General features: G+C 45.8%; 23 protein-coding genes and 1 other annotated feature (1 of these 24 cut by a window edge). Of the genes, 19 read left to right on the top strand and 4 right to left on the bottom strand.

Annotated elements, in window-relative coordinates; translation table 11 throughout:
* Nucleotides 1-2: 2 nt before the first annotated feature.
* Both MHH82_RS33225 and MHH82_RS33220 read left to right on the top strand, forming a co-directional pair.
* The gene (locus tag MHH82_RS33225; RefSeq protein ID WP_038829416.1) at nt 3-1,169 is read left to right on the top strand and encodes a DegT/DnrJ/EryC1/StrS family aminotransferase; all 1,167 of its coding nucleotides are present in this window, start codon (nt 3-5) and stop codon (nt 1,167-1,169) included.
* Nucleotides 1,148-2,116 carry a polysaccharide pyruvyl transferase family protein gene (locus tag MHH82_RS33220; protein ID WP_072175076.1) on the top strand — a complete coding sequence of 323 codons (969 nt, stop codon included), beginning with the start codon at nt 1,148-1,150 and terminating at the stop codon, nt 2,114-2,116. The genes MHH82_RS33225 and MHH82_RS33220 overlap by 22 nt, the downstream gene beginning before the upstream one ends.
* Nucleotides 2,117-2,125: 9 nt before the next feature.
* Here MHH82_RS33220 and yvfG read toward each other — a convergent pair whose 3' ends face one another.
* Nucleotides 2,126-2,344, bottom strand: a complete 219-nt coding sequence (yvfG, locus tag MHH82_RS33215; RefSeq protein ID WP_003219905.1) for a protein YvfG — start codon at nt 2,342-2,344, stop codon at nt 2,126-2,128.
* Nucleotides 2,345-2,422: 78 nt separating this feature from the next.
* Between yvfG and rpoN the strand changes: the two genes are divergently transcribed.
* A complete protein-coding gene (gene rpoN / locus MHH82_RS33210) occupies nt 2,423-3,733 on the top strand; it encodes an RNA polymerase factor sigma-54 (protein WP_072175118.1) in 1,311 nt (436 codons plus the stop codon).
* A gap of 26 nt (nt 3,734-3,759) precedes the next feature.
* Here the strand turns inward: rpoN and lutP are convergent, their stop codons facing one another.
* Nucleotides 3,760-5,451: an L-lactate permease LutP gene (gene lutP, locus MHH82_RS33205; protein ID WP_072175075.1), complete on the bottom strand. Its 1,692-nt coding sequence runs from the start codon at nt 5,449-5,451 to the stop codon at nt 3,760-3,762.
* A 227-nt stretch (nt 5,452-5,678) separates the two neighbouring features.
* Here lutP and lutR point away from each other — a divergent pair, with 227 nt between their 5' ends.
* The 7 genes from lutR (at nt 5,679) to ganB (ending at nt 14,582) form a co-directional block, all read left to right on the top strand.
* Nucleotides 5,679-6,401, top strand: coding sequence for an L-lactate utilization/bacilysin biosynthesis transcriptional regulator LutR (gene lutR, locus MHH82_RS33200; protein ID WP_029318374.1), 723 nt, complete (start codon nt 5,679-5,681; stop codon nt 6,399-6,401).
* A 179-nt stretch (nt 6,402-6,580) separates the two neighbouring features.
* Entirely contained in the window at nt 6,581-7,579 is a 999-nt protein-coding gene (gene ganR / locus MHH82_RS33195; protein ID WP_014480938.1) for a galactan degradation operon transcriptional regulator GanR, read from the top strand.
* Nucleotides 7,580-7,714: 135 nt separating this feature from the next.
* Nucleotides 7,715-8,980, top strand: a complete 1,266-nt coding sequence (gene ganS / locus MHH82_RS33190; protein WP_041850515.1) for an arabinogalactan oligomer ABC transporter substrate-binding protein GanS — start codon at nt 7,715-7,717, stop codon at nt 8,978-8,980.
* A gap of 39 nt (nt 8,981-9,019) precedes the next feature.
* A complete protein-coding gene (gene ganP, locus MHH82_RS33185; protein ID WP_029946017.1) occupies nt 9,020-10,276 on the top strand; it encodes an arabinogalactan oligomer ABC transporter permease GanP in 1,257 nt (418 codons plus the stop codon).
* A gap of 3 nt (nt 10,277-10,279) precedes the next feature.
* Nucleotides 10,280-11,131, top strand: a complete 852-nt coding sequence (gene ganQ, locus MHH82_RS33180; protein WP_014478026.1) for an arabinogalactan oligomer ABC transporter permease GanQ — start codon at nt 10,280-10,282, stop codon at nt 11,129-11,131.
* A gap of 18 nt (nt 11,132-11,149) precedes the next feature.
* Complete coding sequence (gene ganA / locus MHH82_RS33175) at nt 11,150-13,213, top strand: beta-galactosidase GanA (protein WP_072175074.1); 2,064 nt, start codon at nt 11,150-11,152, stop codon at nt 13,211-13,213.
* Between the two features lie 79 nt (nt 13,214-13,292).
* A complete protein-coding gene (gene ganB / locus MHH82_RS33170; protein WP_021480636.1) occupies nt 13,293-14,582 on the top strand; it encodes an arabinogalactan endo-beta-1,4-galactanase in 1,290 nt (429 codons plus the stop codon).
* A 53-nt stretch (nt 14,583-14,635) separates the two neighbouring features.
* Here ganB and rsbP read toward each other — a convergent pair whose 3' ends face one another.
* Both rsbP and rsbQ read right to left on the bottom strand, forming a co-directional pair.
* Entirely contained in the window at nt 14,636-15,847 is a 1,212-nt protein-coding gene (gene rsbP, locus MHH82_RS33165) for a phosphoserine phosphatase RsbP (RefSeq protein ID WP_041850517.1), read from the bottom strand.
* A gap of 35 nt (nt 15,848-15,882) precedes the next feature.
* Complete coding sequence (gene rsbQ / locus MHH82_RS33160; protein WP_038829406.1) at nt 15,883-16,692, bottom strand: sigma factor SigB/phosphatase RsbP regulator RsbQ; 810 nt, start codon at nt 16,690-16,692, stop codon at nt 15,883-15,885.
* A 133-nt stretch (nt 16,693-16,825) separates the two neighbouring features.
* Here rsbQ and MHH82_RS33155 point away from each other — a divergent pair, with 133 nt between their 5' ends.
* The 9 genes from MHH82_RS33155 to MHH82_RS33115 all read left to right on the top strand — a co-directional run bounded on the left by MHH82_RS33155 (nt 16,826) and on the right by MHH82_RS33115 (nt 24,579).
* Nucleotides 16,826-16,957, top strand: coding sequence for a hypothetical protein (locus tag MHH82_RS33155; protein ID WP_269450162.1), 132 nt, complete (start codon nt 16,826-16,828; stop codon nt 16,955-16,957).
* Between the two features lie 19 nt (nt 16,958-16,976).
* The gene (locus tag MHH82_RS33150) at nt 16,977-17,882 is read left to right on the top strand and encodes an ABC transporter ATP-binding protein (RefSeq protein WP_072175073.1); all 906 of its coding nucleotides are present in this window, start codon (nt 16,977-16,979) and stop codon (nt 17,880-17,882) included.
* Complete coding sequence (locus tag MHH82_RS33145) at nt 17,883-18,620, top strand: ABC transporter permease (protein WP_038829404.1); 738 nt, start codon at nt 17,883-17,885, stop codon at nt 18,618-18,620.
* 3 nt (nt 18,621-18,623) lie between these two features.
* Nucleotides 18,624-19,739: a two-component system sensor histidine kinase YvfT gene (gene yvfT, locus MHH82_RS33140; protein WP_139026564.1), complete on the top strand. Its 1,116-nt coding sequence runs from the start codon at nt 18,624-18,626 to the stop codon at nt 19,737-19,739.
* 16 nt (nt 19,740-19,755) lie between these two features.
* Nucleotides 19,756-20,358, top strand: a complete 603-nt coding sequence (yvfU, locus tag MHH82_RS33135; protein ID WP_049140436.1) for a two-component system response regulator YvfU — start codon at nt 19,756-19,758, stop codon at nt 20,356-20,358.
* Between the two features lie 174 nt (nt 20,359-20,532).
* On the top strand, nt 20,533-21,249 hold the full coding sequence (gene lutA / locus MHH82_RS33130; protein WP_024573483.1) for a lactate utilization iron-sulfur protein LutA: 717 nt from the start codon (nt 20,533-20,535) through the stop codon (nt 21,247-21,249).
* Between the two features lie 26 nt (nt 21,250-21,275).
* Nucleotides 21,276-22,715, top strand: a complete 1,440-nt coding sequence (gene lutB, locus MHH82_RS33125) for a lactate utilization iron-sulfur protein LutB (RefSeq protein WP_041850520.1) — start codon at nt 21,276-21,278, stop codon at nt 22,713-22,715.
* The gene (gene lutC / locus MHH82_RS33120; RefSeq protein ID WP_021480629.1) at nt 22,715-23,437 is read left to right on the top strand and encodes a lactate utilization protein LutC; all 723 of its coding nucleotides are present in this window, start codon (nt 22,715-22,717) and stop codon (nt 23,435-23,437) included. The genes lutB and lutC overlap by 1 nt, the downstream gene beginning before the upstream one ends.
* 107 nt (nt 23,438-23,544) lie before the next feature.
* The gene (locus tag MHH82_RS33115; RefSeq protein ID WP_038829398.1) at nt 23,545-24,579 is read left to right on the top strand and encodes a glycosyl hydrolase family 18 protein; all 1,035 of its coding nucleotides are present in this window, start codon (nt 23,545-23,547) and stop codon (nt 24,577-24,579) included.
* Between the two features lie 97 nt (nt 24,580-24,676).
* Nucleotides 24,677-24,722, top strand: a binding site (T-box leader) (it continues 190 nt past the right edge of the window).

Raw genomic sequence — 24,722 nt, 5'->3', positions numbered from 1 at the left:
CTATGCATAAAAAAATCTACTTATCTCCCCCTCATATGAGCGGCAGGGAGCAGCACTATATTTCAGAAGCCTTTCGCTCAAACTGGATTGCGCCGCTTGGGCCGCTCGTGAATTCATTTGAAGAACAGCTGGCAGAACGAGTCGGTGTAAAAGCAGCTGCTGCGGTCAGCTCAGGAACGGCGGCGATTCATCTCGCGCTGCGTTTACTTGAGGTAAAAGAAGGTGACAGCGTGTTTTGCCAGTCCTTCACATTTGTAGCAACCGCCAATCCGATTCTATATGAAAAAGCGGTGCCCGTCTTTATTGATTCTGAGCCTGATACGTGGAATATGTCGCCGACAGCCCTTGAAAGAGCATTGGAGGAAGCGAAAAGAAATGGAACACTGCCAAAAGCGGTGATTGCCGTCAATCTATATGGGCAGAGCGCGAAAATGGATGAAATCGTAAGCCTGTGTGATGCATACGGAGTTCCTGTCATTGAGGACGCAGCCGAATCTCTCGGCACAGTCTATAAAGGGAAGCAAAGCGGAACTTTCGGGCGCTTCGGCATTTTTTCATTTAACGGGAACAAAATCATTACCACATCAGGGGGAGGGATGCTCGTTTCAAATGATGAAGCAGCAATTGAAAAAGCAAGATTTCTCGCTTCGCAGGCACGAGAGCCGGCTGTTCATTACCAGCACAGTCAAATTGGACATAATTACAGGCTGAGCAATATCTTAGCCGGCGTCGGCATTGCCCAGCTTGAGGTGCTGGATGAGCGAGTGGAGAAAAGAAGGACCATTTTCACGAGATACAAAAATGCGCTCGGTCACATAGCCGGCGTCCGCTTTATGCCGGAGTACGCAGCAGGCGTATCCAATCGCTGGCTCACCACGCTCACACTTGATAACGGGCTCAGCCCATATGACGTAGTTCAATGTCTTGCTGAAGAAAACATTGAAGCCCGTCCGCTGTGGAAGCCGCTCCATACCCAGCAGCTATTCGATCCGGCTTTATTTTATTCTCATGAAGATACAGGAAGCGTATGCGAAGATTTGTTCAAGCGAGGAATCTGTCTCCCATCGGGGTCCAATATGACAGAAGATGAGCAAGACCGGGTCATTGAAGTGCTACTGCACTTATTCCAAACTGCCGAGGTGAAGAAATGGACAGCAAGCATTCGATGATCAGCCTGAAACAGAAACTGTCCGGGCTGCTCGACGTCATTCCGAAACAATCAGAGATTATATATGCTGACTATCCTCTATATGGGAATGTAGGGGATTTATTTATTATGAAAGGAACAGAAGCCTTCTTTAAAGAACACGGGATTCGGGTCAGAAAACGCTGGAATCCTGACAATTTTCCAGTCGGGCGAAAGCTGGATCCTAATCTCATCATCGTCTGCCAGGGAGGCGGAAACTTCGGGGATCTGTATCCGTATTATCAAGGCTTTAGAGAGAAAATCGTCCAAACCTATCCGAACCACAAAATTGTGATCCTGCCGCAATCGATTTATTTTCAAAACAAAGACAACCTCAAACGGACGGCAGAGATATTTTCTAAGCATGCGAACCTTCACATCATGACAAGGGAAAAAGCCTCCTATGCTACGGCACAGGCTTATTTTTCAAAAAATCACATTCAGCTTCTGCCTGATATGGCTCATCAGCTGTTTCCCGTCATTCCCACGCAGCAGCCGTCCAATCAAAAGCTGAGATTTATCCGAACAGATCATGAAGCAAACCAGGCGCTTCAGGAACACACAGAAACGGAAAGCTACGACTGGCGCACGGTGCTGTCAGCTTCAGACCGCCGGACGATTGCTTTTCTCCAAACGCTGAACGTCCTGAACAAAAAAGCAGGCAACCCTTTGCCCATTGCGTATATATGGGGAAAATACTCGGATTATATCGTCCAAAAAGCCATTCGGTTTTTCAGCCGTTACCAATCGGTGGAAACGTCAAGGCTGCACGGACACATCTTGTCCGCTCTTCTTCAAAAAGAAAACACGGTCATTGATAATTCCTATGGGAAAAACGCCAATTACTTTCATACCTGGATGGAAGGAGTGCCAGGCACCCGGCTCATCCAGCACGCCTCAAAGAAGGAAAACCTTCCTGCTCACATGTGAGCGGAAGGTTTATTTTGATTCTCCACGTTTGACTTTGTTGTATGCTTCATCTAAATGCTGAATCCGTTTCAGGACAACTGCGTTTTTGGTCAGCTGGTCCTGCACGAGCGTTGAGACGACGGAACGGTAGTAGCTGTTCATCGCGTGGATTTTATCCTCAGACTGATTCATTTCAATATGCTGTTTTAAATTCTCAATAAAATAAGGGACGGAAAAAAGTTCAGACATTTCTTTGGCAGCTCCTTTTTCATAAATGTATACGGTGTGATCTCAATCATGTACAATGAAGAAAGGGGAGTGAGCATGATGGATATGAAACTTCAGCAAGTACAAGTATTAAAGCCTCAACTGACACAGGAGCTCAGGCAGGCCATCACACTGCTTGGCTATCATTCGGCAGAACTCGCCGAGTACATTGATGAGCTCTCACTGGAAAACCCTCTTATTGAACGAAAGGAAACAGACACACCGCCACTATCTTACCATAAAACAAACAAAAACAGGATGAATGCACAGGAAGCGGGCCTTCAATTAAGTAATCCGCAAAAAACATTGCAGGATGCGTTAAAACAGCAGTCACTCGATATGAATCTGACCAACACTGAAAAAAAGATTTTTAATTATCTGATTCATTCGCTTGATTCAAACGGGTACTTGGAAGAAGATGTGGAGGAGGCAGCACGGCGCCTATCTGTATCGGCTAAGGAAACGGAGGCTGTTTTGGCAAAACTCCAGTCATTAGAACCGGCTGGAATCGGTGCGAGATCTTTGCAGGAATGCATCCTTCTTCAATTACAGCGGCTGCCGAACAGAAATGAACAAGCGGAAATGCTGGTTTCAGCTCATTTTGATGCTTTTGCGCAAAAAAAATGGAAAGCGCTTTCAGTAGAGACAGGAATTCCGCTTCATACCATTCAAGATATCTCAGATGATATCGCGGCTCTTCATCCTAGACCTGGCCTTCTGTTTGCCCGGCCAGAGCAAGATGTGTATATTGAGCCTGACATTTTTATCACCGTAAAAAACGGGCACATCGCAGCGGAACTGAATACCCGCTCGTTTCCCGAGATCGATCTGCATCCGCAGTACAGAACGCTTTTATCATCCGGCTCCTGTCAGGATACTGTCTCCTATTTATCTGCGAAATATCAGGAGTGGCGCTGGCTGAGCCGCGCGCTGAGGCAGCGAAAACAGACAATCACGAGAATTATCAATGAACTGATCACACGCCAAAAGGATTTCTTTCTGAAAGGGCGAAGCGCAATGAAGCCGCTGACTCTCAGAGAGGTGGCGGACTGTCTAAGCCTTCATGAATCAACTGTGAGCCGGGCCATTAAAGGGAAAACAATACAAACGCCTTACGGGCTGTTTGAGATGAAACTCTTTTTCTCAGCAAAAGCCGAGGCTTCAGGTGATGGAGATGCGTCGAATTATGCAGTCAAAACGCATCTTGAAGACCTGATCAATCAAGAGGACAAAACAAAACCGCTTTCAGACCAAAAGCTTGTCGATTTGCTGTATGAACAACATGGCATCCAAATCTCGAGACGCACCGTGGCAAAATATCGCGACCAAATGAATATTCCGTCATCGGCAGCGAGAAAGCGATATAAATAAAATCCTCCCTAGACGGGAGGATTTTTTTAAGGAATCATCCAGCTGAATATGTGATGCTGCAAAAAGGTGATGATACAAACGAGCAGCAGCAAAAACAGACTGTGTTTAATGGTAAAGCGGAAAAGATCTGACTCCTTTCCGGCGAGGCCTACCGCGGCGCACGCCACCGCAATCGACTGCGGCGAAATCATTTTTCCTGTGACACCGCCTGAAGAGTTGGCGGCCACAGACAGAACGGGGTCCATGCCGACTGATAATGCGGTGACTTTCTGCAGGTTGCCGAACAGCAGGTTGGCGGAAGTATCCGAGCCGGTAATGAAGACGCCGAGCCAGCCGAGAACGGGCGAAAAGAAGGTAAACATCGAACCTGTCAGCGCGAGTGTCATCCCGAGTGTCGTGCTCATTCCCGAGGAGTTGGTGACATAGGCAAAACCAACGACAGAAGCAATGGTCAAAATCGGAAGCTTCAATTCTTGGACTGTTTCTTTAAAAACGGTTCCCCACTCTTTCCACGAAATCGCCGTGATGAACTTTGACAGCACTGCGGCAATCAATATCGCGGTGCCGGCTGAACCAAGTACCTCAAGCTTGTAAACCGCCTCAATCGGCGTACCGTCAGCATTGACAATCTGATTGTTCAAAAAAGGCACACCGGGAGCAAAAGTCAATTTTTCTCCAACAGCATTCAGCCACTTCAAGAACACCGCAGAGCCTTCATAATGCCCGGTCAGTGCAGATTTGACAGATGGAATGCCCCATACGGAAATCATCGCCGTCAGCAGCAGAAATGGCGACCAAGCCTTAAAAATCTGTCCGCCGCTGTATGCAGGCGCTGCCGGATTTGTGCGCGCCGTTTCAATTGAGGCGGCCGACTCTTGTTCACCGGCAAACCGGAATGTTGTTTTCGGCTTCCACCATTTCAAAAACACAGCAAGCGCAGCCATTGAAACAAGAGCTGACAAAACATCGGGCAGCTCAGGCCCTAAAAAATTGGAACTGAGATATTGAACAACAGCAAAGGAAACACCGGATACGAGAATCGCCGGCCAGATCTCCAAGGCTTTCCTGAACCCGCTCATGATGATGATTAAATAAAGAGGAATAAATACGGATAAAAACGGCAGCTGCCGCCCAACCATTTGCGAAATCTCCATCGCCGGAATCCCTGTCGGCCCTTCTACGGCTGTAATTGGAATCCCAATCGCCCCAAAGGCAACCGGCGCCGTATTGGCGATCAAACAGATCCCCGCAGCATAAAGAGGATTAAAGCCGAGACCGACCAGCAGCGCGGCAGAAATGGCGACCGGCGCTCCGAAGCCTGCTGCCCCTTCTAAAAAAGCCCCGAATGAAAAAGCGATCAAGAGAGCTTGAAGCCGTCGGTCATCAGTAATCGAGAGAACAGAGCTGCGAATGATATCAAACTGTCCCGTTTTCACAGTGATTTTATACAAAAAAACAGACGTCACAATGATCCAGCCGATCGGCAACAATCCGTATACGGCTCCTTGTGTCGCGGACATCAGTGCTTTTTCCGCCGGCATACGATAAACCAATACAGCAATGATAAGGGCGATCCCCAATGTGGCCAAGCCTGCTGTATACCCCTTCATCCGTTTAATCGCGAGTGCCCAAAAAAAGAAAATAATCGGTACAAGTGCGGCAAGCGCTGATAATAGCAAATTTCCCCCTATAGGCGTATATGCCTGTGTCCATTGCATCCCAAACCCCTCCTTGAAACATAAACTGGCGCCATATGTAAGCGGTTTCTATAGATGATATGATCATCTGATGACTGGGTAATAAGACCAGTTACCTAGCATTATATTTTGAAAAAAATCAAAGTACAAGACTTTTTGACAAAATAGTCAAAATCTTTTGGCGGCCCACAAAACAGAGTATAATAGATCGTAAACAGCCAGACCTACAAGTTACGGGGTGAATTGCATTGAAATACAAACAGATTAAAACAAAAAAAATATATGAAGAAGTAGCAGATGCCCTATTAGATATGATCAAAAACGGCGAATTGAAGCCGGGGGATAAACTGGACTCTGTTCAGGCGCTTGCTGAGAGCTTTCAAGTCAGCCGTTCAGCGGTTCGCGAAGCACTTTCTGCGCTAAAAGCGATGGGGCTTGTCGAAATGAAACAGGGAGAAGGCACGTATCTGAAGGAATTTGAGCTCAATCAAATTTCTCAGCCGCTCTCAGCCGCCCTTCTGATGAAAAAAGAGGATGTCAAGCAGCTGCTCGAGGTCAGAAAACTGCTTGAAATCGGAGTGGCTTCACTAGCGGCTGAAAAAAGGACAGAAGCAGATCTCGAAAGAATTCAGGATGCACTAAAGGAAATGGGCAGCATTGAAGCGGACGGGGAGCTGGGAGAGAAAGCAGACTTCGCATTTCATCTTGCACTTGCGGACGCTTCTCAAAATGAACTTCTTAAACACTTGATGAATCACGTGTCATCATTGCTGCTGGAAACAATGAGGGAAACGAGGAAAATCTGGCTGTTTTCCAAGAAGACCTCCGTTCAGCGGCTGTATGAGGAGCACGAACGGATTTACAATGCTGTGGCTGCCGGGAACGGTGCAGAGGCGGAAGCCGCCATGCTGGCGCATTTGACGAATGTGGAAGATGTGCTTTCGGGATATTTCGAGGAAAATGTGCAATAACCAACTCATTTCCCGGGCAATTCCGCCGGTTTCGAATGATACGAACAACTGAGACTGAGCCGCAAATGGTTCAGTCTTTTTACATGGCAGCCAGAGGGCTTTGTGCACTTGACATTCGTGAAAAAGAAAGTAAAATATTTTACTAAAACAATACGAGCTGAATAATGGAGGCAGATACAATGGCGACAATTAAAGATATCGCGCAGGAAGCGGGATTTTCAATATCAACCGTTTCCCGCGTTTTAAATAACGATGAAAGCCTTTCTGTTCCTGATGAGACACGGGAGAAAATCTATGAAGCGGCGGAAAAGCTCAATTACCGCAAAAAAACAGTAAGGCCGCTGGTGAAACATATTGCGTTTTTATATTGGCTGACAGATAAAGAAGAATTAGAAGATGTCTATTTTAAAACGATGAGATTAGAAGTAGAGAAACTGGCGAAGGCATTCAATGTCGATATGACCACTTATAAAATAGCGGATGGAATCGAGAGTATTCCTGAACATACGGAAGGGTTTATTGCCGTTGGCACATTTTCAGATGAAGAGCTGGCTTTCCTCAGAAATCTCACTGAAAATGGCGTGTTCATCGATTCAACTCCTGATCCCGATCATTTTGACTCGGTAAGGCCCGATTTGGCACAAATGACAAGGAAGACGGTAAACATCCTGACTGAGAAGGGGCATAAGAGCATCGGTTTTATCGGCGGCACATACAAAAATCCGAATACCAATCAGGATGAAATGGACATCCGTGAACAAACCTTCAGATCCTATATGAGGGAAAAAGCCATGCTGGACGAGCGCTATATTTTTTGTCATCGCGGATTCTCTGTAGAAAACGGCTACCGCCTGATGTCAGCAGCGATCGACACATTAGGCGATCAGCTTCCGACTGCTTTTATGATTGCAGCGGACCCGATTGCAGTGGGCTGCCTGCAAGCCCTGAACGAAAAAGGAATTGCCATACCAAACAGGGTAAGCATTGTGAGTATCAACAACATCAGCTTCGCGAAGTATGTCTCGCCTCCTCTGACGACGTTTCATATTGATATACATGAATTATGTAAAAATGCTGTTCAATTACTGCTTGAACAAGTGCAGGACAAGAGAAGAACGGTAAAAACATTATATGTGGGCGCAGAATTAATCGTCAGGAAGAGTATGAATGAAGGATGACTTAGGACACTAAGTCATTTTTTTATTTAGGTAAAAAAATTTACTCTATAAGGTAAAAAGTTTGTTTACACATTTTCTCAGGCGTGCTATATTATCTTTAAAGCGCTTTCATTCCTACCGAAAGGGTGACAATCAATGAAAATGGCAAAAAAGTGTTCCTTATTCATGCTCTGCGCAGCTGTCAGTTTATCCTTGGCGGCTTGCGGCCCAAAGGAAAGCAGCAGCGCCAAATCGAGTTCAAAAGGGTCAGAGCTTGTTGTATGGGAGGATAAAGAAAAGAGCATCGGCATTAAAGACGCCGTTGCTGCGTTTGAAAAAGAGCATGATGTGAAGGTCAAAGTCGTTGAAAAACCGTATGCCAAGCAGATTGAAGATTTGCGAATGGACGGACCGGCCGGCACAGGCCCTGACGTGTTAACAATGCCAGGGGACCAAATCGGAACCGCTGTCACGGAAGGATTACTCAAGGAATTACATGTCAAAAAAGACGTTCAATCACTTTATACTGACGCTTCCATTCAGTCTCAAATGGTAGATCAAAAGCTTTATGGACTGCCAAAAGCGGTCGAAACGACTGTCCTTTTTTACAACAAAGATCTCATCTCCGAAAAGGAATTGCCCAAAACGCTGGAAGAGTGGTACGACTATTCCAAAAAGACTGCTAATGGCAGCAAATTTGGCTTTTTAGCCCTATTCGATCAAATTTATTATGCAGAAAGTGTGATGAGCGGATATGGCGGATACATTTTTGGAAAGGCCAAAGATGGGAGCTATAACCCGTCAGACATTGGAATTAATAATGAAGGAGCTGTCAAAGGTGCGGCGCTGATTCAGAAGTTTTACAAAGATGGCCTGTTCCCGGCTGGCATTATTGGAGAACAAGGGATTAACGTATTGGAATCGCTGTTCACAGAAGGAAAAGCCGCCGCAATTATCTCTGGGCCATGGAATGTAGAAGCTTTTTCGAAAGCAGGAATCAATTATGGCATTACGAAACTGCCGAAGCTGGAAAATGGGAAAAACATGAGCTCCTTTATCGGCGTCAAAAGCTACAACGTTAGTGCATTTTCAAAGAATGAAGAGCTGGCGCAAGAATTAGCCGTTTTCCTGGCAAATGAAAAAAATTCTAAAACACGATATGAAGAAACGAAAGAAGTTCCTGCTGTGAAATCCCTAGCCAATGACCCGGCTATTATGAAAAGCGAGGCGGCACGGGCTGTTACTGAACAATCCCGTTTCTCAGAGCCAACACCAAATATTCCGGAAATGAATGAAATATGGACGCCGGCTGATTCAGCATTACAGACGGTTGCAACAGGGAAGGCAGATCCGAAACAAGCATTGGATCAAGCAGCTGAAACGGCCAAAGGACAAATTAAGGCAAAGCACAGCGGAAAATAAAGAGAAAGCTAGATTTGTATTGTAAGAGAGGTGAAAACGGTGCAGCATCGTCAAGTCGCTTTGTTGCTTTCTATCATTCCGGGACTCGGGCAATTTTATAACAAGCAATGGATAAAAGGTATTGTCTTTCTTTTCTTAGGCGCATCGTTTTTTGCGGTCTTTGGAGATCTGCTCAATATGGGGTTTTGGGGAATCTTTACACTGGGAACAGAAGTGCCGCGGGATAATTCCGTTTTTCTGCTGGCGGAAGGGATTATTGCTGTCATCGTGACCTGCTTTGGCCTTGCGGTGTATTATGTAAATCTTCGCGATGCGTTCCAAAGCGGAAAACAGCGTGATGAAAATAAGCCATTAAGTTCCTTAAAGGAACAATACCAGCATATCATTTCTGAGGGCTATCCTTATGTCGTCAGCGGCCCATCTTTGTTTATTTTAATTTTCGCCGTGATCTTTCCTATCTTATTCAGCTTTGCATTAGCGTTTACAAACTATGATTTGTATCATTCTCCTCCTGCAAAATTAATTGATTGGGTCGGTTTTCAAACGTTCGCAAATATTTTCACAGTTGATATTTGGAGGTCGACTTTTTTTGATGTACTGGCTTGGACGGTGGTTTGGACACTTGCTGCATCCACACTGCAAGTCAGCTTGGGGATTTTTCTCGCGATCATTGTTAACCAGAAAGACCTTCGGTTTAAACGTTTTTTTCGGACCATTCTGATTTTGCCATGGGCCGTTCCCGGTTTTGTGACGATTTTAATTTTTGCGGGACTGTTTAATGATAGCTTCGGTGCGATGAATCACGACATCTTGGCTTTCTTTGGGATAGATCCGCTTCCGTGGATGACAGATGCCAATTGGTCGAGGCTTGCGTTGATTCTCATGCAGGGCTGGCTCGGATTTCCGTACATCTTTCTCGTCTCAACAGGCGTATTGCAATCCATCCCGGACGATCTGTATGAAGCAGCTACGATTGATGGCGCTTCTGTCTTTTCAAAGCTGAGATACATCACGCTTCCGATGGTGTTCATTGCAATGGCTCCGATTATCATTACCCAGTTTACGTTTAATTTTAATAACTTTAATATTATCTATCTATTCAATGGCGGAGGTCCGGCTGTAACCGGATCAACAGCCGGCGGGACAGATATCCTCGTTTCATGGATTTATAAATTGACAATGCAGTCAAGCCAATATTCACTTGCTGCGGCTTTAACCATTTTATTATCTGTATTTGTTATCTCCATCGCATTGTGGCAGTTCAGACAGACAAAGTCTTTTAAAGAGGAGGCATAAGGCATGCTGGCAGATATGAAGGTCAGAAAATATATCCGTCTCCTTTTCTCTTACTTGTTGCTAGCCTTTATGGCGGTCATCATTGTTTATCCTCTCCTTTGGACGGCAGGCGCAAGCTTTAATCCCGGCAACAGCTTAATCAGTACATCCATCATTCCGAAGCATCCGACATTCGACCATTACAAGGAATTATTTGCGGGCAAGGAAAGCCTTCAATATGTGCAGTGGTATGTCAACTCAATGAAGATCAGCCTGTTTACAATGGCAGGGTCTTTGCTCTGTGTGACGTTTACGGCCTATGCGTTTTCGCGCTTTCGCTTCAAAGGCAGGAAATACGCTTTAACGCTCTTTTTATTGCTGCAGATGATTCCTCAGTTTTCAGCTTTAATTGCCTTGTTTGTGCTGGCGCAAATCTTGGGAATGATCAATAGCCACTGGCTGCTAATCTTGCTTTATATCGGCGGCCTGATCCCGATGAATACGTATTTGATGAAAGGGTACATGGATTCCATTCCGATGGATTTAGACGAAAGCGCCAAGATTGACGGAGCCAGCAGCACCAGAATCTTCTTCCAGATCATTCTGCCATTATCAAAACCGATGGCGGCAGTCGTGGCCATGAACGGCTTTACCGGTCCGCTCGGAGATTTTGTGCTGTCCTCAACCATATTGAGAACGCCTGAATCATATACATTGCCCGTCGGTCTATTCAATTTAGTGAATGATGTCATGGGGGCCAGCTATACGACATTTGCGGCCGGAGCCCTGCTTATCAGCATACCGGTTGCCGTTATCTTTATCATGCTGCAAAAGAATTTTGTATCCGGATTAACCGCAGGCGGAACGAAGGGCTAAGAGAACAAGGAGGAGAATGTGATGTCAAAGCTTGAAAAAACGCACGTAACAGAAGCGAAATTTATGCTCCATGGGGGAGACTACAACCCCGATCAGTGGCTGGATCGGCCCGATATTTTAGCTGACGATATCAAACTGATGAAGCTTTCTCATACGAATACGTTTTCTGTCGGCATTTTTGCATGGAGCGCACTTGAGCCGGAGGAGGGCATATATCAATTTGAATGGCTGGATGATATTTTTGAGCGGATTCACAGTATAGGCGGCCGGGTCATATTAGCAACGCCGAGCGGAGCCCGTCCGGCCTGGCTGTCGCAAACCTATCCGGAAGTTTTGCGCGTCAATGCCTCCCGCGTCAAACAGCTGCACGGCGGAAGGCACAACCACTGCCTCACATCTAAAGTCTACCGAGAAAAAACACGGCACATCAACCGCTTATTAGCAGAACGATACGGACATCACCCGGCGCTGTTAATGTGGCACATTTCAAACGAATACGGGGGAGATTGCCACTGTGATCTATGCCAGCATGCTTTCCGGGAGTGGCTGAAATCGAAATATGACAACAGCCTCAAGACATTGAACCATGCGTGGTGGACCCCTTTTTGGAGCCATACGTTCAATGACTGGTCACAAATTGAAAGCCCTTCGCCGATCGGTGAAAATGGCTTGCATGGCCTGAATTTAGATTGGCGCCGGTTCGTCACCGATCAAACGATTTCGTTTTATAAAAATGAAATCATTCCGCTGAAAGAATTGACGCCTGATATCCCTATCACAACGAATTTTATGGCTGACACACCGGATTTGATCCCGTATCAGGGCCTCGACTACAGCAAATTTGCAAAGCATGTCGATGTCATCAGCTGGGACGCTTATCCTGTCTGGCACAATAACTGGGAAAGCACAGCTGATTTGGCGATGAAGGTCGGCTTTATCAATGATCTGTACCGAAGCTTGAAGCAGCAGCCCTTCTTATTAATGGAGTGTACGCCAAGCGCGGTCAATTGGCATAACGTCAACAAGGCAAAGCGCCCGGGCATGAATCTGCTGTCATCCATGCAAATGATTGCCCACGGCTCGGACAGCGTTCTCTATTTCCAATACCGCAAATCACGGGGGTCATCAGAAAAATTACACGGAGCGGTTGTGGATCATGACAATAGCCCGAAGAACCGCGTCTTTCAAGAAGTGGCCAAGGTAGGCGAGACATTGGAACGGCTGTCCGAAGTTGTCGGAACGAAGAGGCCGGCTCAAACCGCGATTTTATATGACTGGGAAAATCATTGGGCGCTCGAGGATGCTCAGGGGTTTGCGAAGGCGACAAAACGTTATCCGCAAACGCTTCAGCAGCATTACCGCACATTCTGGGAACACGATATCCCTGTCGACGTCATCACGAAAGAACAAGACTTTTCACCATATAAACTGCTGATCGTCCCGATGCTGTATTTAATCAGCGAGGACACCATTTCCCGTTTAAAAGCGTTTACGGCTGATGGCGGCACCTTAGTCATGACGTATATCAGCGGGGTTGTGAATGAGCATGACTTAACATACACAGGCGGATGGCATCCGGATCTTCAAGCTATATTTGGAGTTGAGCCTCTTGAAACGGACACCCTGTATCCGAAGGATCGAAACGCTGTCAGCTACCGCAGCCAAATATATGAAATGAAGGATTATGCAACCGTGATTGATGTAAAGACAGCTTCAGTGGAAGCGGTGTATCAAGAAGATTTTTATGCGCGCACGCCAGCGGTCACAAGCCATGAGTATCAGCAGGGCAAGGCGTATTTTATCGGCGCGCGTTTGGAGGATCAATTTCAGCGTGATTTCTATGAGGGTCTGATCACAGACCTGTCTCTTTCTCCAGTTTTTCCGGTTCGGCACGGAAAAGGCGTCTCCGTACAAGCGAGGCAGGATCAGGACAATGATTATATTTTTGTCATGAATTTCACGGAAGAAAAACAGCTGGTCACGTTTGATCAGAGTGTGAAGGACATAATGACAGGAGACATATTGTCAGGCGACCTGACGATGGAAAAGTATGAAGTGAGAATTGTCGTAAACACACATTAGGCTGATGCTCCGCTCGATATGGGCGGATTCTTTTTTCTATAGAGTGAAAACGCTTACTAAGTCTTGGGGGGATGAAATCATGAAAAGCAAAGTGAAAATGTTCTTTGCGGCTGCCATCGTGTGGAGTGCATGTAGTTCAACAGGATATGCCGCTGCCATTGAGAAGGAGAAGCACGTGTCAGAGCTTCGGGCAGAGGATCTTTTTGTTAAAAAAGTAGAGGGGATGAACAAGGACTTTATCAAAGGGGCAGATGTATCCAGCGTTATTGCTTTGGAAAACAGCGGTGTCACCTTTTACAATACAAGCGGAAAACGCCAGGATATCTTTACAACTTTAAAACAGGCTGGGGTCAACTATGTTCGCGTCCGCATCTGGAATCACCCGTATGATTCAAATGGCAACGGGTATGGCGGGGGAAACAATGATGTTCAAAAAGCCATCGAAATCGGAAAAAGAGCGACAGCGAACGGAATGAAGGTGCTGGCCGACTTTCACTACTCTGATTTCTGGGCCGATCCAGCGAAACAAAAGGTGCCCAAAGCCTGGGCGAATCTCAGCTTTGAAGCAAAAAAAGCAAAGCTCTATGAGTATACGAAACAAAGCCTGCAAAAGATGATCAAGGAAGGCGTTGACATCGGCATGGTTCAGGTCGGAAATGAAACAACAGGAGGATTTGCCGGTGAGACTGATTGGACGAAGATGTGCCAATTATTTAATGAAGGAAGCCGAGCGGTCAGGGAGACAAATTCAAATATTTTGGTCGCCCTGCATTTTACCAATCCTGAAACTGCTGGAAGGTATTCATTTATTGCGGAAACACTCAGCAAAAACAAAGTGGATTATGATGTGTTTGCGAGCTCCTATTATCCTTTCTGGCATGGCACATTACAAAATTTGACCTCCGTACTGAAGGCTGTTGCCAATACGTACGGCAAAAAAGTCATGGTGGCGGAGACATCGTACACCTATACCGCTGAGGATGGCGATGGGCATGGAAATACAGCACCAAAAAGCGGGCAGACGCTGCCATATCCAATTTCTGTTCAAGGCCAGGCAACTGCAGTAAGAGATGTAATGGAGGCAGTGGCGAATACGGGCAAAGCAGGACTTGGTGTTTTCTACTGGGAGCCGGCGTGGATTCCAGTCGGGCCGAAGACACAGATAGAGAAAAACAAAGTGTTATGGGAAACATACGGGTCAGGGTGGGCGTCCAGCTATGCTGCTGAATACGACCCTGAAGACGCCGGGAAGTGGTATGGGGGAAGTGCTGTAGATAATCAAGCTTTATTTGATTTTAATGGACACCCGCTGCCTTCCTTGCAGGTGTTTCAATATGCGGAGTCAGGACATATTCCAAAGAAACGCTGAAACAAAAAAATCCATGAGATGTAACAAATCATTGTTATGTCTCATGGATCATTTTATTTTACATCAACTAATATAAAACATTCGTCATCACTCTTATGATGAGCTTCCTTTTGATGCTGCAGTGATGTAAGGATTTTCTCCTTCAGGTCAGCGATTGGCGAATCAGGATGATCCTTTAGTAAATCAAATAAATAACATGAAGCCGTAGGATCCATCACGCCATCCGTATACAGAAGCAATCTTCCATCCTCCGTGTATGAAAGGCTGCTTGACTGAAACTCTAAGTCTTCAAACAACCCGATCGGAGGTGAAGTCGCGTGAAGCAGATGTTGAGTTCCGCTATCGTCCTGCCAAAGTGCCGGCGGATGCCCTGCGTTGACATAATCAATTCTTTGCCGTGCTATATCAATCTCGAGATAAATAGCAGTGCAATAATGTCTTGCTTCCTCATCATTTTGAAACAAGCTGTGAAGGTGCCGGTCCAATTCCTTCATAACTTTAACGGGGCTGAGACCTTGCGTGATCTGGCGCTGGAACAAAGGATGAAGAGACATCGTAATCAATGCAGATGAAATTCCGTGCCCCATCACATCAAGGATAATAATGCCGTAACGGTGTTCATCGATTTGATAATATCCGTAAAGATCACCTGACAATTCACTCGATGCGTTGTAATAAGAGTCAATCTGAACCTGATCGTTTACAATCGGTTCAGTCAACGAGTTTTTCTGGATCTTTCTGGCGAGTTCAAGCTCTCTTTTGGTGTTTAATTTAAATTGTTGATTTTGTTTATTGATCTCAAGAAGTTCTTCTTGTTTTGCTTTCAGCGTTTCCAAGGCAATTTCTAACTCCGCATTGGCTTTCTGTTTGGCAAGCAAAGCTTCCTGAGCCTCATTTCTGGCTATCAGCAGCTCATTTTCATATTCATTTCGCTTTCGCATTGGAATCAGAACACAATCAAAGACAGAAGCCCCGCTATCGTGTCTCGCAATAGCATTGATAAGGACGGGAATTTCTTCTCCATCTCTTGCTTTCAGGGAAATGTATATTTCTTCGATGTGATGCTCCAATTTCAAAAGCGGAAAAAAATAAAGCTGGCAGAAAAGCTGCGCGGGAATGGTCAACATCATATTCATGTGCTGGCCGATAACCTGCTCCGGTTCATAATCCAGAATCTTGATAAGGGTGCGGTTGGCAGCTATGATCGACCCCTCTTCTGACAAAGCGAGGAAACCGCATGGTGCATCATTCAATTGTTTGTCCATCTAAGAGGGTCACCTCTATCCCTTTCGTTCCTATATCACACGTGTGCTTTTAAATAATCGCCGATCAGCTGTATCGTCTCATCTGGATGGCTCATATGAGGGCAATGTCCGCGAGCCTCCATTTGTTTCAGACTGCTATAAGGCAGATGCTGATGCATATACTTACCTACTGTTGCAGGTGCGATGATATCATCTGCACATTGGAGAATAAGAGAGGGAACCGTTACCTTCGAAAGATCCTCTCGGTGATCAGAAAAAAACGCCGCTTTCGCGAATTGGCGGGCAATGACAGGATCAGTAGAACAAAAACGGCTTTCAAGCTCTTCCTTAATTTCAGGCCGATCTGGCTGATTCAGAACGGTTGCCGCAAATACAGTTGCCCAGCCGATATAATTTTTCTCCATCATCTCCAGCAAGCCAAGGAGCTGCTCCTCTTCAAATCCTCCGTAATACTCAGGCGGATCATTCAAATAGCAAGGAGAAGGCCCCACCATCACCAGATGGGAAAAAAGCTCCGGGCGGCGGATGGATGCAAGCATCCCAATCAAGGCCCCGACGGAGTGCCCCACAAACACGGTTTCCTTCAGATCTAAAGCTTCACAAACATCAAGAACATCCTGGGCATAGCCGTCAAGTGTCTGGTAACGATTCATGTCATATGCGCGCAAATCTGAATGTCCCGAACCGACGTAATCAAATAAAATCACCCGATGATCTTCTTCAAAGGCAGGTGCCACGGCATTCCACACGCTTTGATCGCATCCAAAACCAGGTGCGAACATGATAGATGCTTTGCCGCTGCCTTTCACCTTCACATGATTTCTAGACAAAATCGCTTCGTTCATGATTGGCTCCTTTCAGCCGGAAAGTAATATAAAGTTCAATATTTCTATCATAACACTCGGATGGTTTGAAGAGTGTATCTTTCTATGAATGTCACAGCAGTTTAAAAGAAAGAGGACATGGGAGATAGAAAAGATGGATGAATTGGAAGATTCAGGAGGAGGATTACCTAGACACCGGGGTGAGAAAAAAAATGACATTTGTCACTCCATCATCATGACACCCCATACTAACATCGTCTTCTCCGTCATTTTACAATCAATGTAAACGATCAGGAGGTGCTCATGTGATGAAAGAAGCAATAACAGTAAGCAACGTGACAAAACATTTCCATCGAAAAACCGCTGTAAACCACATCAGCTTCAGTATTGAAAAAGGAGAAATTGCAGCCATTCTCGGGCCAAATGGGGCAGGGAAGACGACCGTCATCTCTATGATATTAGGATTGCTGAAACCGAATGAGGGAGAAATCAAACTATTTAACCGGGTTCCCGATGATCAACAGGTTCGTGAAAAAATAGGTGTAATGCTTCAGGAAGTAAGTGTCATGCCGGGCCTTAAGGTGGATGAAATCCTTGAACTCTTCCGGAGCTATTATCCGAATCCATTGTCCATGAAAGAACTCGTTTCGTTAACAGCACTCACCAAAGAAGATTTGAAAACAAGAGCAGAAAAATTATCCGGCGGACAAAAACGCCGTTTGAGCTTTGCTTTGGCTCTTGCCGGGAACCCGGAGCTGCTTATACTTGATGAACCGACAGTCGGCATGGATACTTCATCAAGACATCGATTCTGGCAGACCATTCACGGACTGTCGGACCAAGGAAAAACAATTATTTTTTCAACTCATTATTTACAAGAAGCAGACGATGCCGCACAGCGAATCCTATTTTTTACTGAAGGACGGCTTGTTGCAGACGACTCACCAATGCAAATCCGCTCAAGAATTCAAAAACAGTCTGTTTCCTTTACGCTTCATTCAAGTGAATCATTGGAAAGGCTGTCTTGTCACCCGGAAGTCGAGAGAGTGATCCATGAGCATGAGAGAACCATCATCCAGACATCAAATACAGATAAAGTGTTGGCGCTGATCTTTCAAGAAAACATCCCAGCACGAGATATTCGAATTGAGCAAGCGACGCTCGATGAGGCATTTCGCCAGCTGGCTGACGGCAACAGGGAGGCGATGTGAGTGAACATGCTGCAAAAGCAAAGCATCGCTGAAATGAAAAGGGTGATTAGGAACAAGTACTTTGTGCTTTGGTCTCTGATCATGCCGATTGCCTTTTATTATTTCTTTACAAATGTAGTGAATACCAACGTCCCTGATCAACGTGCATGGGAAGCCCATTACCTGATGTCGATGACAGTCTTCAGCGTGATGGGTTCCTCTATCATGACGCTTGGCATCCGAATGGTACAAGAGCGGTCACAAGGCTGGACCGCCTTTATCCGCCTTACGCCTCTTCCGGATCATATCTATTTATCAGCTCAGATGATCGGCCAAAGTGTCATTCACGTTTTATCGATTACCGTCATATTTCTGTTCGGCGCAATCATCAATGATATTGCCTTGTCACCGTTTGAATGGATGATGAGCGGACTGTGGATTTTGTTTGGCGCATTGCCTTTTTTAGCATTAGGCACACTAATCGGCCTCATGAGAAAAGTAGAAACAGCGGCCGGAATCAGTAATGTGCTTTATATGCTGCTGGCTTTAGGCGGAGGGATGTGGATGCCGTTTGAGGTCATGCCTGACATGATGCAGAGCATTGGCCAGTGGCTTCCGTCTTATCATTTCGGGAGCGGAGCGTGGGAACTTGTCCGGGGTGGGAGTCCGACTTGGAAAAATATTCTGATATTAATCGCTTATATGATGCTCTTCATGCTACTATCTAAATATATAAGAAGAAAACAAGAAGCGGTGTAATACATGAAAAAGGCAATATCTATTTTCCCGAAGGAATTCGGGTTTTTCCCTTATATCTTTCTGGTGTATACGATTATGCCGTTCCTTTCTTTATTAAAAGAATCAGGTGTCAAACAGGGGATCGGATATGGCATGCTGCTCCTTTTTGTAGCGGCATATCGCCAGTTATTCTGCAGCGTTGGCAGAGCTTCGTTTACATATTGGCTTATCGTGCAAATGGCGGTTATTTTGATATATAGTGTGTTTTACAATATCACCTATATATACTTAGGTTTTTTCCCGGCAAACTTTGTTGGTTATTACAAAGAGAAAACGAATTTTAACCGTGCGTTCTGCGCTTTAATCTTTATACTGCTTTTTCCATGCCTATACCAATTTAGCGCGAATTCGGTCTCGCTTCGGGAGCTTTTTTCTGTTCTCCCGTTTCTCGTCATTATGCTCATTTCTCCATTCGGCATTCGTTCTATGTTTCGGAGGATTGAGCTTGAAAATAAGCTTGCACAAGCCAACGAACAGATAAAAGAACTCTCTAAAAGAGAGGAGCGTGTTCGAATCGCCCGTGATCTTCACGATACCCTTGGCCACACCCTGTCGCTGCTTACATTAAAAAGCCAGCTCATTCAGCGGCTGGCTGCATCTGATATAGAACGGACCAAGCTTGAGGCAAAAGAAATGGAAACCAGTTCACGCTCCGCACTCAAGCAAGTTCGAGAGCTGGTTTCTGATATGAGAACGGTCACGATAACAGAGGAGCTCGTAAACATTCAGCACATATTAAGAGCGGGGAACATTACCTTTCAATACGAAGGAGCCGACGACTTTTCAGCGATATCTCCCGTCACTCAAAATATTATCAGTATGTGTATGCGGGAAGCCGTGACTAACATTATCAAGCACAGCAAAGCAACCCATTGTGCCATCATCATTTCTCAGTTTGCTGACAAAATGAGGATCGTGATACGGGATGACGGAAAGGGAGCGGCGAAGGAGAAAATGTTTGGGAATGGCCTGCGGGGAATGGAGGAACGGCTCATGCTCATTGAAGGGGGATTAACGGTTTCAGATCAAAACGGAACGGTTGTGGCACTGACGATTCCGCTTATTAAAAAAGCAGAATGATTGGAGGACGAAAAGAATGATTCGTCTGTTTATTGCTGAGGACCAGCGAATGCTTTTAGGCGCTTTGGGATCTTTGCTTGATTTAGAAGAGGATATGACAGTCATCGGACAAGCATTAAACGGGGAAGAGGCGCTACATGCTATTTTGAAGCTGGAGCCGGATGTATGCATTATGGACATTGAAATGCCGGTTCGAAGCGGGCTGAATGTGGCAGAGGAATTAATGAAAAAAGGCTGCGTCAGCAAGGTCATTATTTTAACCACCTTTGCTCGCCCCGGATATTTTGAACGCGCCGTAAAGGCCGGTGCACATGGCTATCTGCTGAAAGACGGCGAAATTGACGATCTGGCCGATGCCATTCGAAAATGTGTAAAGGGAAAACGTGTCTTCAGCCCTGAGCTGACGTTTAATATGATGCGAGACGAAAATCCGCTAACCGTTAGAGAGCAAGAAATTCTGAGGCTTGCGGCTTTAGGCAAGACAACAAAAGACATTACGCTGGAGCTCTATTTATCTCAAGGCACAGTTCGAAACTATATCTCAGAAATCATCCAAAAGCTTCATGCGAAAAATCGGACAGAAGCCGCCAGCATCGCTGAGGAAAAGGGCTGGATTTAACCATATACTGCACTCCTGGGAGATCGGGAGTGTTTTTGATATGCCACAAATGAAAATATCCCTAGAAAACCCTTCCCTTCTATTATCAGAATAGTGTACGATATTCATATAGTTATTTTAACTCAGGTCATCAGATGACCTGATCATATATTGGGGATGAGAGAGGGGTTCATCATGAAAGTCTCACTTTTTGTCACTTGTCTTGTTGATATGTTTCAAACAAATGTCGGAAAAGCAACGGTTGAGCTGCTGGAGCGGCTTGGGTGTGAGGTTGATTTTCCGGAAGGGCAGATTTGCTGCGGGCAGCCGGCTTACAACAGCGGCTATGTAAATGACGCCAAAAAAGCAATGAAACGGATGATCGAAACGTTTCAGGATTCCGAATATGTTGTCAGTCCTTCCGGTTCCTGCACAACGATGTTCCGGGAGTATCCGCACCTGTTTCAGGATGATCCGAAATGGGCCGATAAAGCGCAAAAGCTGGCGGATAAAACGTATGAACTGACAGATTTTATTGTGAACGTACTTGGAGTAGAGGATGTCGGCGCGACCCTTCATACAAAAGCGACCTTACATACGTCGTGCCATATGACAAGGCTGCTGGGTGTTCGGGAGGAGCCGATGAAGCTGTTGAGTCATGTGAAGGGCCTGCAGTTTACAGAGCTTCCGGGCAAACATAACTGCTGCGGATTCGGAGGAACGTTCTCCGTCAAGATGGCGCAGATTTCTGAGCAGATGGTCGATGAAAAAGTCGAATGTGTGGAGGAAACGGGAGCAGAGGTGCTGATCGGTGCTGACTGCGGCTGTTTGATGAATATCGGGGGACGGCTTGGCCGAAAAGATAAGAATGTCAAAGTGATGCACATCGCCGAAGTGCTCAACAGCAGATAAAACTGGATACAGAGGGGGAAAGGATCATGGCGATGAAAATCGGTACTGACGCTTTTAAAGAGCGGGTATCACAGGGGATTGATAATGAATTTATGAGAGGCGCTGTTTCGGGTGCACAGGAGCGTCTGCGGACGCGGCGCCTAGAGGCAGCAGAAGAACTGGGAAACTGGGAGGAGTGGCGCTCATTATCAGAGGAAATCAGGCAGCATGTCCTTGAAAACCTTGATTTCTATCTTGGACAGCTTGCCGAAAATGTGGCGAAAAGAGGCGGACATGTCTATTTCGCGGAAACAGCGGATGAGGCGTCTTCTTATATTCGCGATGTCATTCAAAAGAAGAACGGGAAGAAAATTGTGAAATCTAAATCAATGGTCACAGAGGAAATCAATCTGAATGAGGTGCTGGAGAAGGAAGGCTGTGAAGTCGTAGAAACCGATCTCGGGGAGTATATTTTGCAGATTGATGATCACGATCCGCCGTCACATATCGTAGCGCCCGCCCTTCATAAAAATAAAGAGCAGATACGCGATGTGTTTAAAGAAAGACTGGACTATCAACATACAGAAAAACCGGAAGAGCTGGTGATGCATGCGCGCGCCATTCTCCGGAAAAAGTTTCTGGAAGCGGATATCGGCATTACCGGCTGTAACTTCGCCATCGCTGACACGGGTTCTGTCAGCCTTGTGACCAATGAAGGAAATGGACGGCTTGTGAGCACCTTGCCGAAAACACAAATTACCGTCATGGGAATGGAGCGGATTGTCCCGTCATTTTCTGAATTTGAAGTGCTTGTCAGCATGCTGACAAGAAGTGCTGTCGGACAGCGGCTGACAAGCTATATTACAGCTTTGACGGGTCCGAAGCTGGAAGGTGAAGTGGACGGTCCGGAAGAATTCCATCTTGTCATCGTTGACAATGGACGATCCAATATCCTTGGAACGGAATTCCAGTCTGTGCTGCAATGTATCCGCTGTGCCGCCTGTATCAATGTCTGTCCTGTGTACCGCCATGTCGGCGGACATTCATACGGCTCAATCTACTCGGGGCCGATCGGAGCGGTTTTATCGCCGTTGCTCGGCGGTTATGACGATTATAAGGAGCTGCCGTACGCATCTTCACTATGCGCTGCTTGTTCAGAAGCCTGCCCGGTCAAAATCCCGCTTCATGAGCTGCTACTCAAGCATCGTCAGAATATCGTCGAAAAAGAAGGCAGAGCGCCGATCAGTGAAAAGCTTGCAATGAAAGCATTCGGACTTGGCGCATCCTCCTTATCGCTTTACAAAATGGGCTCAAAATGGGCGCCGGCCGCCATGACGCCTTTTACAGAGGACGAAAAAATTTCGAAAGGGCCCGGCCCGCTTAAAAATTGGACCCAGATCCGCGACTTCCCGGCACCGCATAAATCGAGATTCAGAGACTGGTTTGCGGACAGAGAAACAAGTGAACGCACGAAGGAGGAGCAGTGATGACAAAGGGAACCATTCAGAATCAAGAGAGCTTTTTAAACCGAATCGCATCCAGCCTTAGCCGTGAAAGAAGAACAGGAGGCGTGGCAGTTCCTGAGTGGGCGCATCAGCCGCAATATAAAACACTTGAAGGATATTCAGCGGATGACTTAGTCAAAGTGCTCAAAAACCATTGTGTCAAAATCCATACAGAGCTGATTGAAACGGATTCAACCGGCCTTTACGATGCCCTTCGCGAGCAAGTCAGCCGCTTTTCCGGAGGCCCTGTCATCATTCCGAAAGACCCCCGCTTTGAAGAATACGGACTGAAAAGCCTGCTCACCAAGGACTGGCCGAGTGAAGGAACGCCGGTCTGGGAGTGGGATGCTGACAAAGGCGAGGAAAATATCAAAAAAGCGGAGCAAGCCAATGTAGGGATTACATTCAGCGAAATTACATTGGCTGAGTCGGGGACGGTTGTCCTCTTCTCCTCAAAAGACATCGGCCGCTCTGTCAGCCTTTTGCCGACGACTTATATTGCGATCGTGCCGAAATCAAGCATTGTACCGAGAATGACACAAGCCAGTGATATCATCCGCCAAAACATTGCGAACGGTGTCACTGTTCCTTCATGTATCAACTACATTACCGGACCGAGTAACTCAGCCGACATTGAAATGGATTTAGTTGTGGGGGTGCACGGACCAGTAAAGGCAGCATATATTCTCGTCTCTGACCGCTGAACTCAGGAAGCCCGGCAGGCATATGCCGGGCTTTTTGCTTGTAAAAACTTCAACTTCCAATTTTTTGGCCGATGAGAAGAGTATGACTTGAAATAGGAGGAAATGCGATGAAAAAATGGCTGATCATAGCGGTTTCACTGGCGATTGCGATTGTTCTGTTTATGTATACAAAAACAGAAGCGAAGGCAGCCGGAATGACACTAGGCTACACGACTGGGGATACGGCTTCATACAATTCTCTTACGAAATATCATACATACATGAATGCCATCGCAACCGATACATTTGCGTTTGAAAAAAACGGACAAATCATTGGCGATGCCCCAAGCAAGCAGCTGACATATGCGAAAAAGAAAAAAATCAAGACATGGGCTGTCATTTCAAACTATAATGATGCCATTTATGACTTTGACGGAGATTTAGCGAGTCGAGTCATGAGTAATAAAACAGCGAAAAAACAATTCACAGATCAGTTAATTACACTGGCCAAAAAGCACTCATATTACGGAATCAATATCGATTTTGAAGCAGTAAATCCAGAAGACCGCGCTGCGTACTCGAACTTCATTCAATATGTCTCACAGGCTTTGAACAAGAAACATATTAAAACAATGGTATCCGTTCCGGCCAAAAGCGCCGATGATAAAAATGATGACTGGAGCTGGCCGTATGATTATGCGAAAATCGGCAAATATGCCGACTTCGTACAAGTTATGACCTACGACGAACATGGCATTTGGGGTGAGCCAGGGTCAGTGGCAAGCACAAACTGGATCAAAAGCTCTCTGCAGTTTTCAGTCAAAAAGATCAAAGCCAATAAAGTCATTATGGGAATCCCTGCGTACGGCTATGACTGGGATGTAAAAGACGGAAGTACCAGCACAATAAGGGAATGGAATGAGCTCAAATCCCTCATCAAAAAACAAAAAGCAAAGCCGGCATTCAACAAAAAATCAGGCTCGATGACATTTTCTTATGTTGACAAAAAGAAGCATAAACATGTCGTGTGGTATGAAAACGAAAAAACTGTTCAAACGAAAAGCCATCTGGCAAAGCAATATAAAATAGCAGGTGTTTCAGTTTACGCATTAGGAAACGAGTCAGAATCCTTTTGGAAAGCCATTCGAAAAGGGACAAAATAACAGTTTCTTTTTTCTCTGAAGTTATTGACAGTTAAAAGAGAAGCACGTATATTATGTTAATATATTCAGATCATAAAATTTGAGTTTTTCAGAAAACTAAAACACATAGATTGGGAGCAGTAAAAGAAAGTGGTCAGAACAGA

The sequence above is a fragment of the Bacillus sp. FSL K6-6540 genome, from assembly GCF_038007545.1.
Note: the sequence above shows the minus strand (reverse complement) of the source record. Positions and strands in the feature narration are given on the sequence as shown.

Excerpts from the sequence above, each read along its gene's own strand:
- lutB (WP_041850520.1), top strand. The coding sequence starts at position 21,276 with ATGGCGATGAAAATCGGTACTGACGCTTTTAAAGAGCGGGTATCACAG.
- MHH82_RS33225 (WP_038829416.1), top strand. The coding sequence starts at position 3 with ATGCATAAAAAAATCTACTTATCTCCCCCTCATATGAGCGGCAGGGAG.
- MHH82_RS33220 (WP_072175076.1), top strand. The coding sequence starts at position 1,148 with ATGGACAGCAAGCATTCGATGATCAGCCTGAAACAGAAACTGTCCGGG.
- lutP (WP_072175075.1), bottom strand. The coding sequence starts at position 5,451 with ATGCAATGGACACAGGCATATACGCCTATAGGGGGAAATTTGCTATTA.
- ganB (WP_021480636.1), top strand. The coding sequence starts at position 13,293 with ATGAAAAGCAAAGTGAAAATGTTCTTTGCGGCTGCCATCGTGTGGAGT.
- rsbP (WP_041850517.1), bottom strand. The coding sequence starts at position 15,847 with ATGGACAAACAATTGAATGATGCACCATGCGGTTTCCTCGCTTTGTCA.
- MHH82_RS33155 (WP_269450162.1), top strand. The coding sequence starts at position 16,826 with ATGGATGAATTGGAAGATTCAGGAGGAGGATTACCTAGACACCGGGGT.
- MHH82_RS33115 (WP_038829398.1), top strand. The coding sequence starts at position 23,545 with ATGAAAAAATGGCTGATCATAGCGGTTTCACTGGCGATTGCGATTGTT.
- yvfG (WP_003219905.1), bottom strand. The coding sequence starts at position 2,344 with ATGTCTGAACTTTTTTCCGTCCCTTATTTTATTGAGAATTTAAAACAG.
- ganQ (WP_014478026.1), top strand. The coding sequence starts at position 10,280 with ATGCTGGCAGATATGAAGGTCAGAAAATATATCCGTCTCCTTTTCTCT.
- lutA (WP_024573483.1), top strand. The coding sequence starts at position 20,533 with ATGAAAGTCTCACTTTTTGTCACTTGTCTTGTTGATATGTTTCAAACA.
- yvfU (WP_049140436.1), top strand. The coding sequence starts at position 19,756 with ATGATTCGTCTGTTTATTGCTGAGGACCAGCGAATGCTTTTAGGCGCT.
- rsbQ (WP_038829406.1), bottom strand. The coding sequence starts at position 16,692 with ATGAACGAAGCGATTTTGTCTAGAAATCATGTGAAGGTGAAAGGCAGC.
- ganS (WP_041850515.1), top strand. The coding sequence starts at position 7,715 with ATGAAAATGGCAAAAAAGTGTTCCTTATTCATGCTCTGCGCAGCTGTC.
- lutC (WP_021480629.1), top strand. The coding sequence starts at position 22,715 with ATGACAAAGGGAACCATTCAGAATCAAGAGAGCTTTTTAAACCGAATC.
- yvfT (WP_139026564.1), top strand. The coding sequence starts at position 18,624 with ATGAAAAAGGCAATATCTATTTTCCCGAAGGAATTCGGGTTTTTCCCT.
- rpoN (WP_072175118.1), top strand. The coding sequence starts at position 2,423 with ATGGATATGAAACTTCAGCAAGTACAAGTATTAAAGCCTCAACTGACA.
- ganR (WP_014480938.1), top strand. The coding sequence starts at position 6,581 with ATGGCGACAATTAAAGATATCGCGCAGGAAGCGGGATTTTCAATATCA.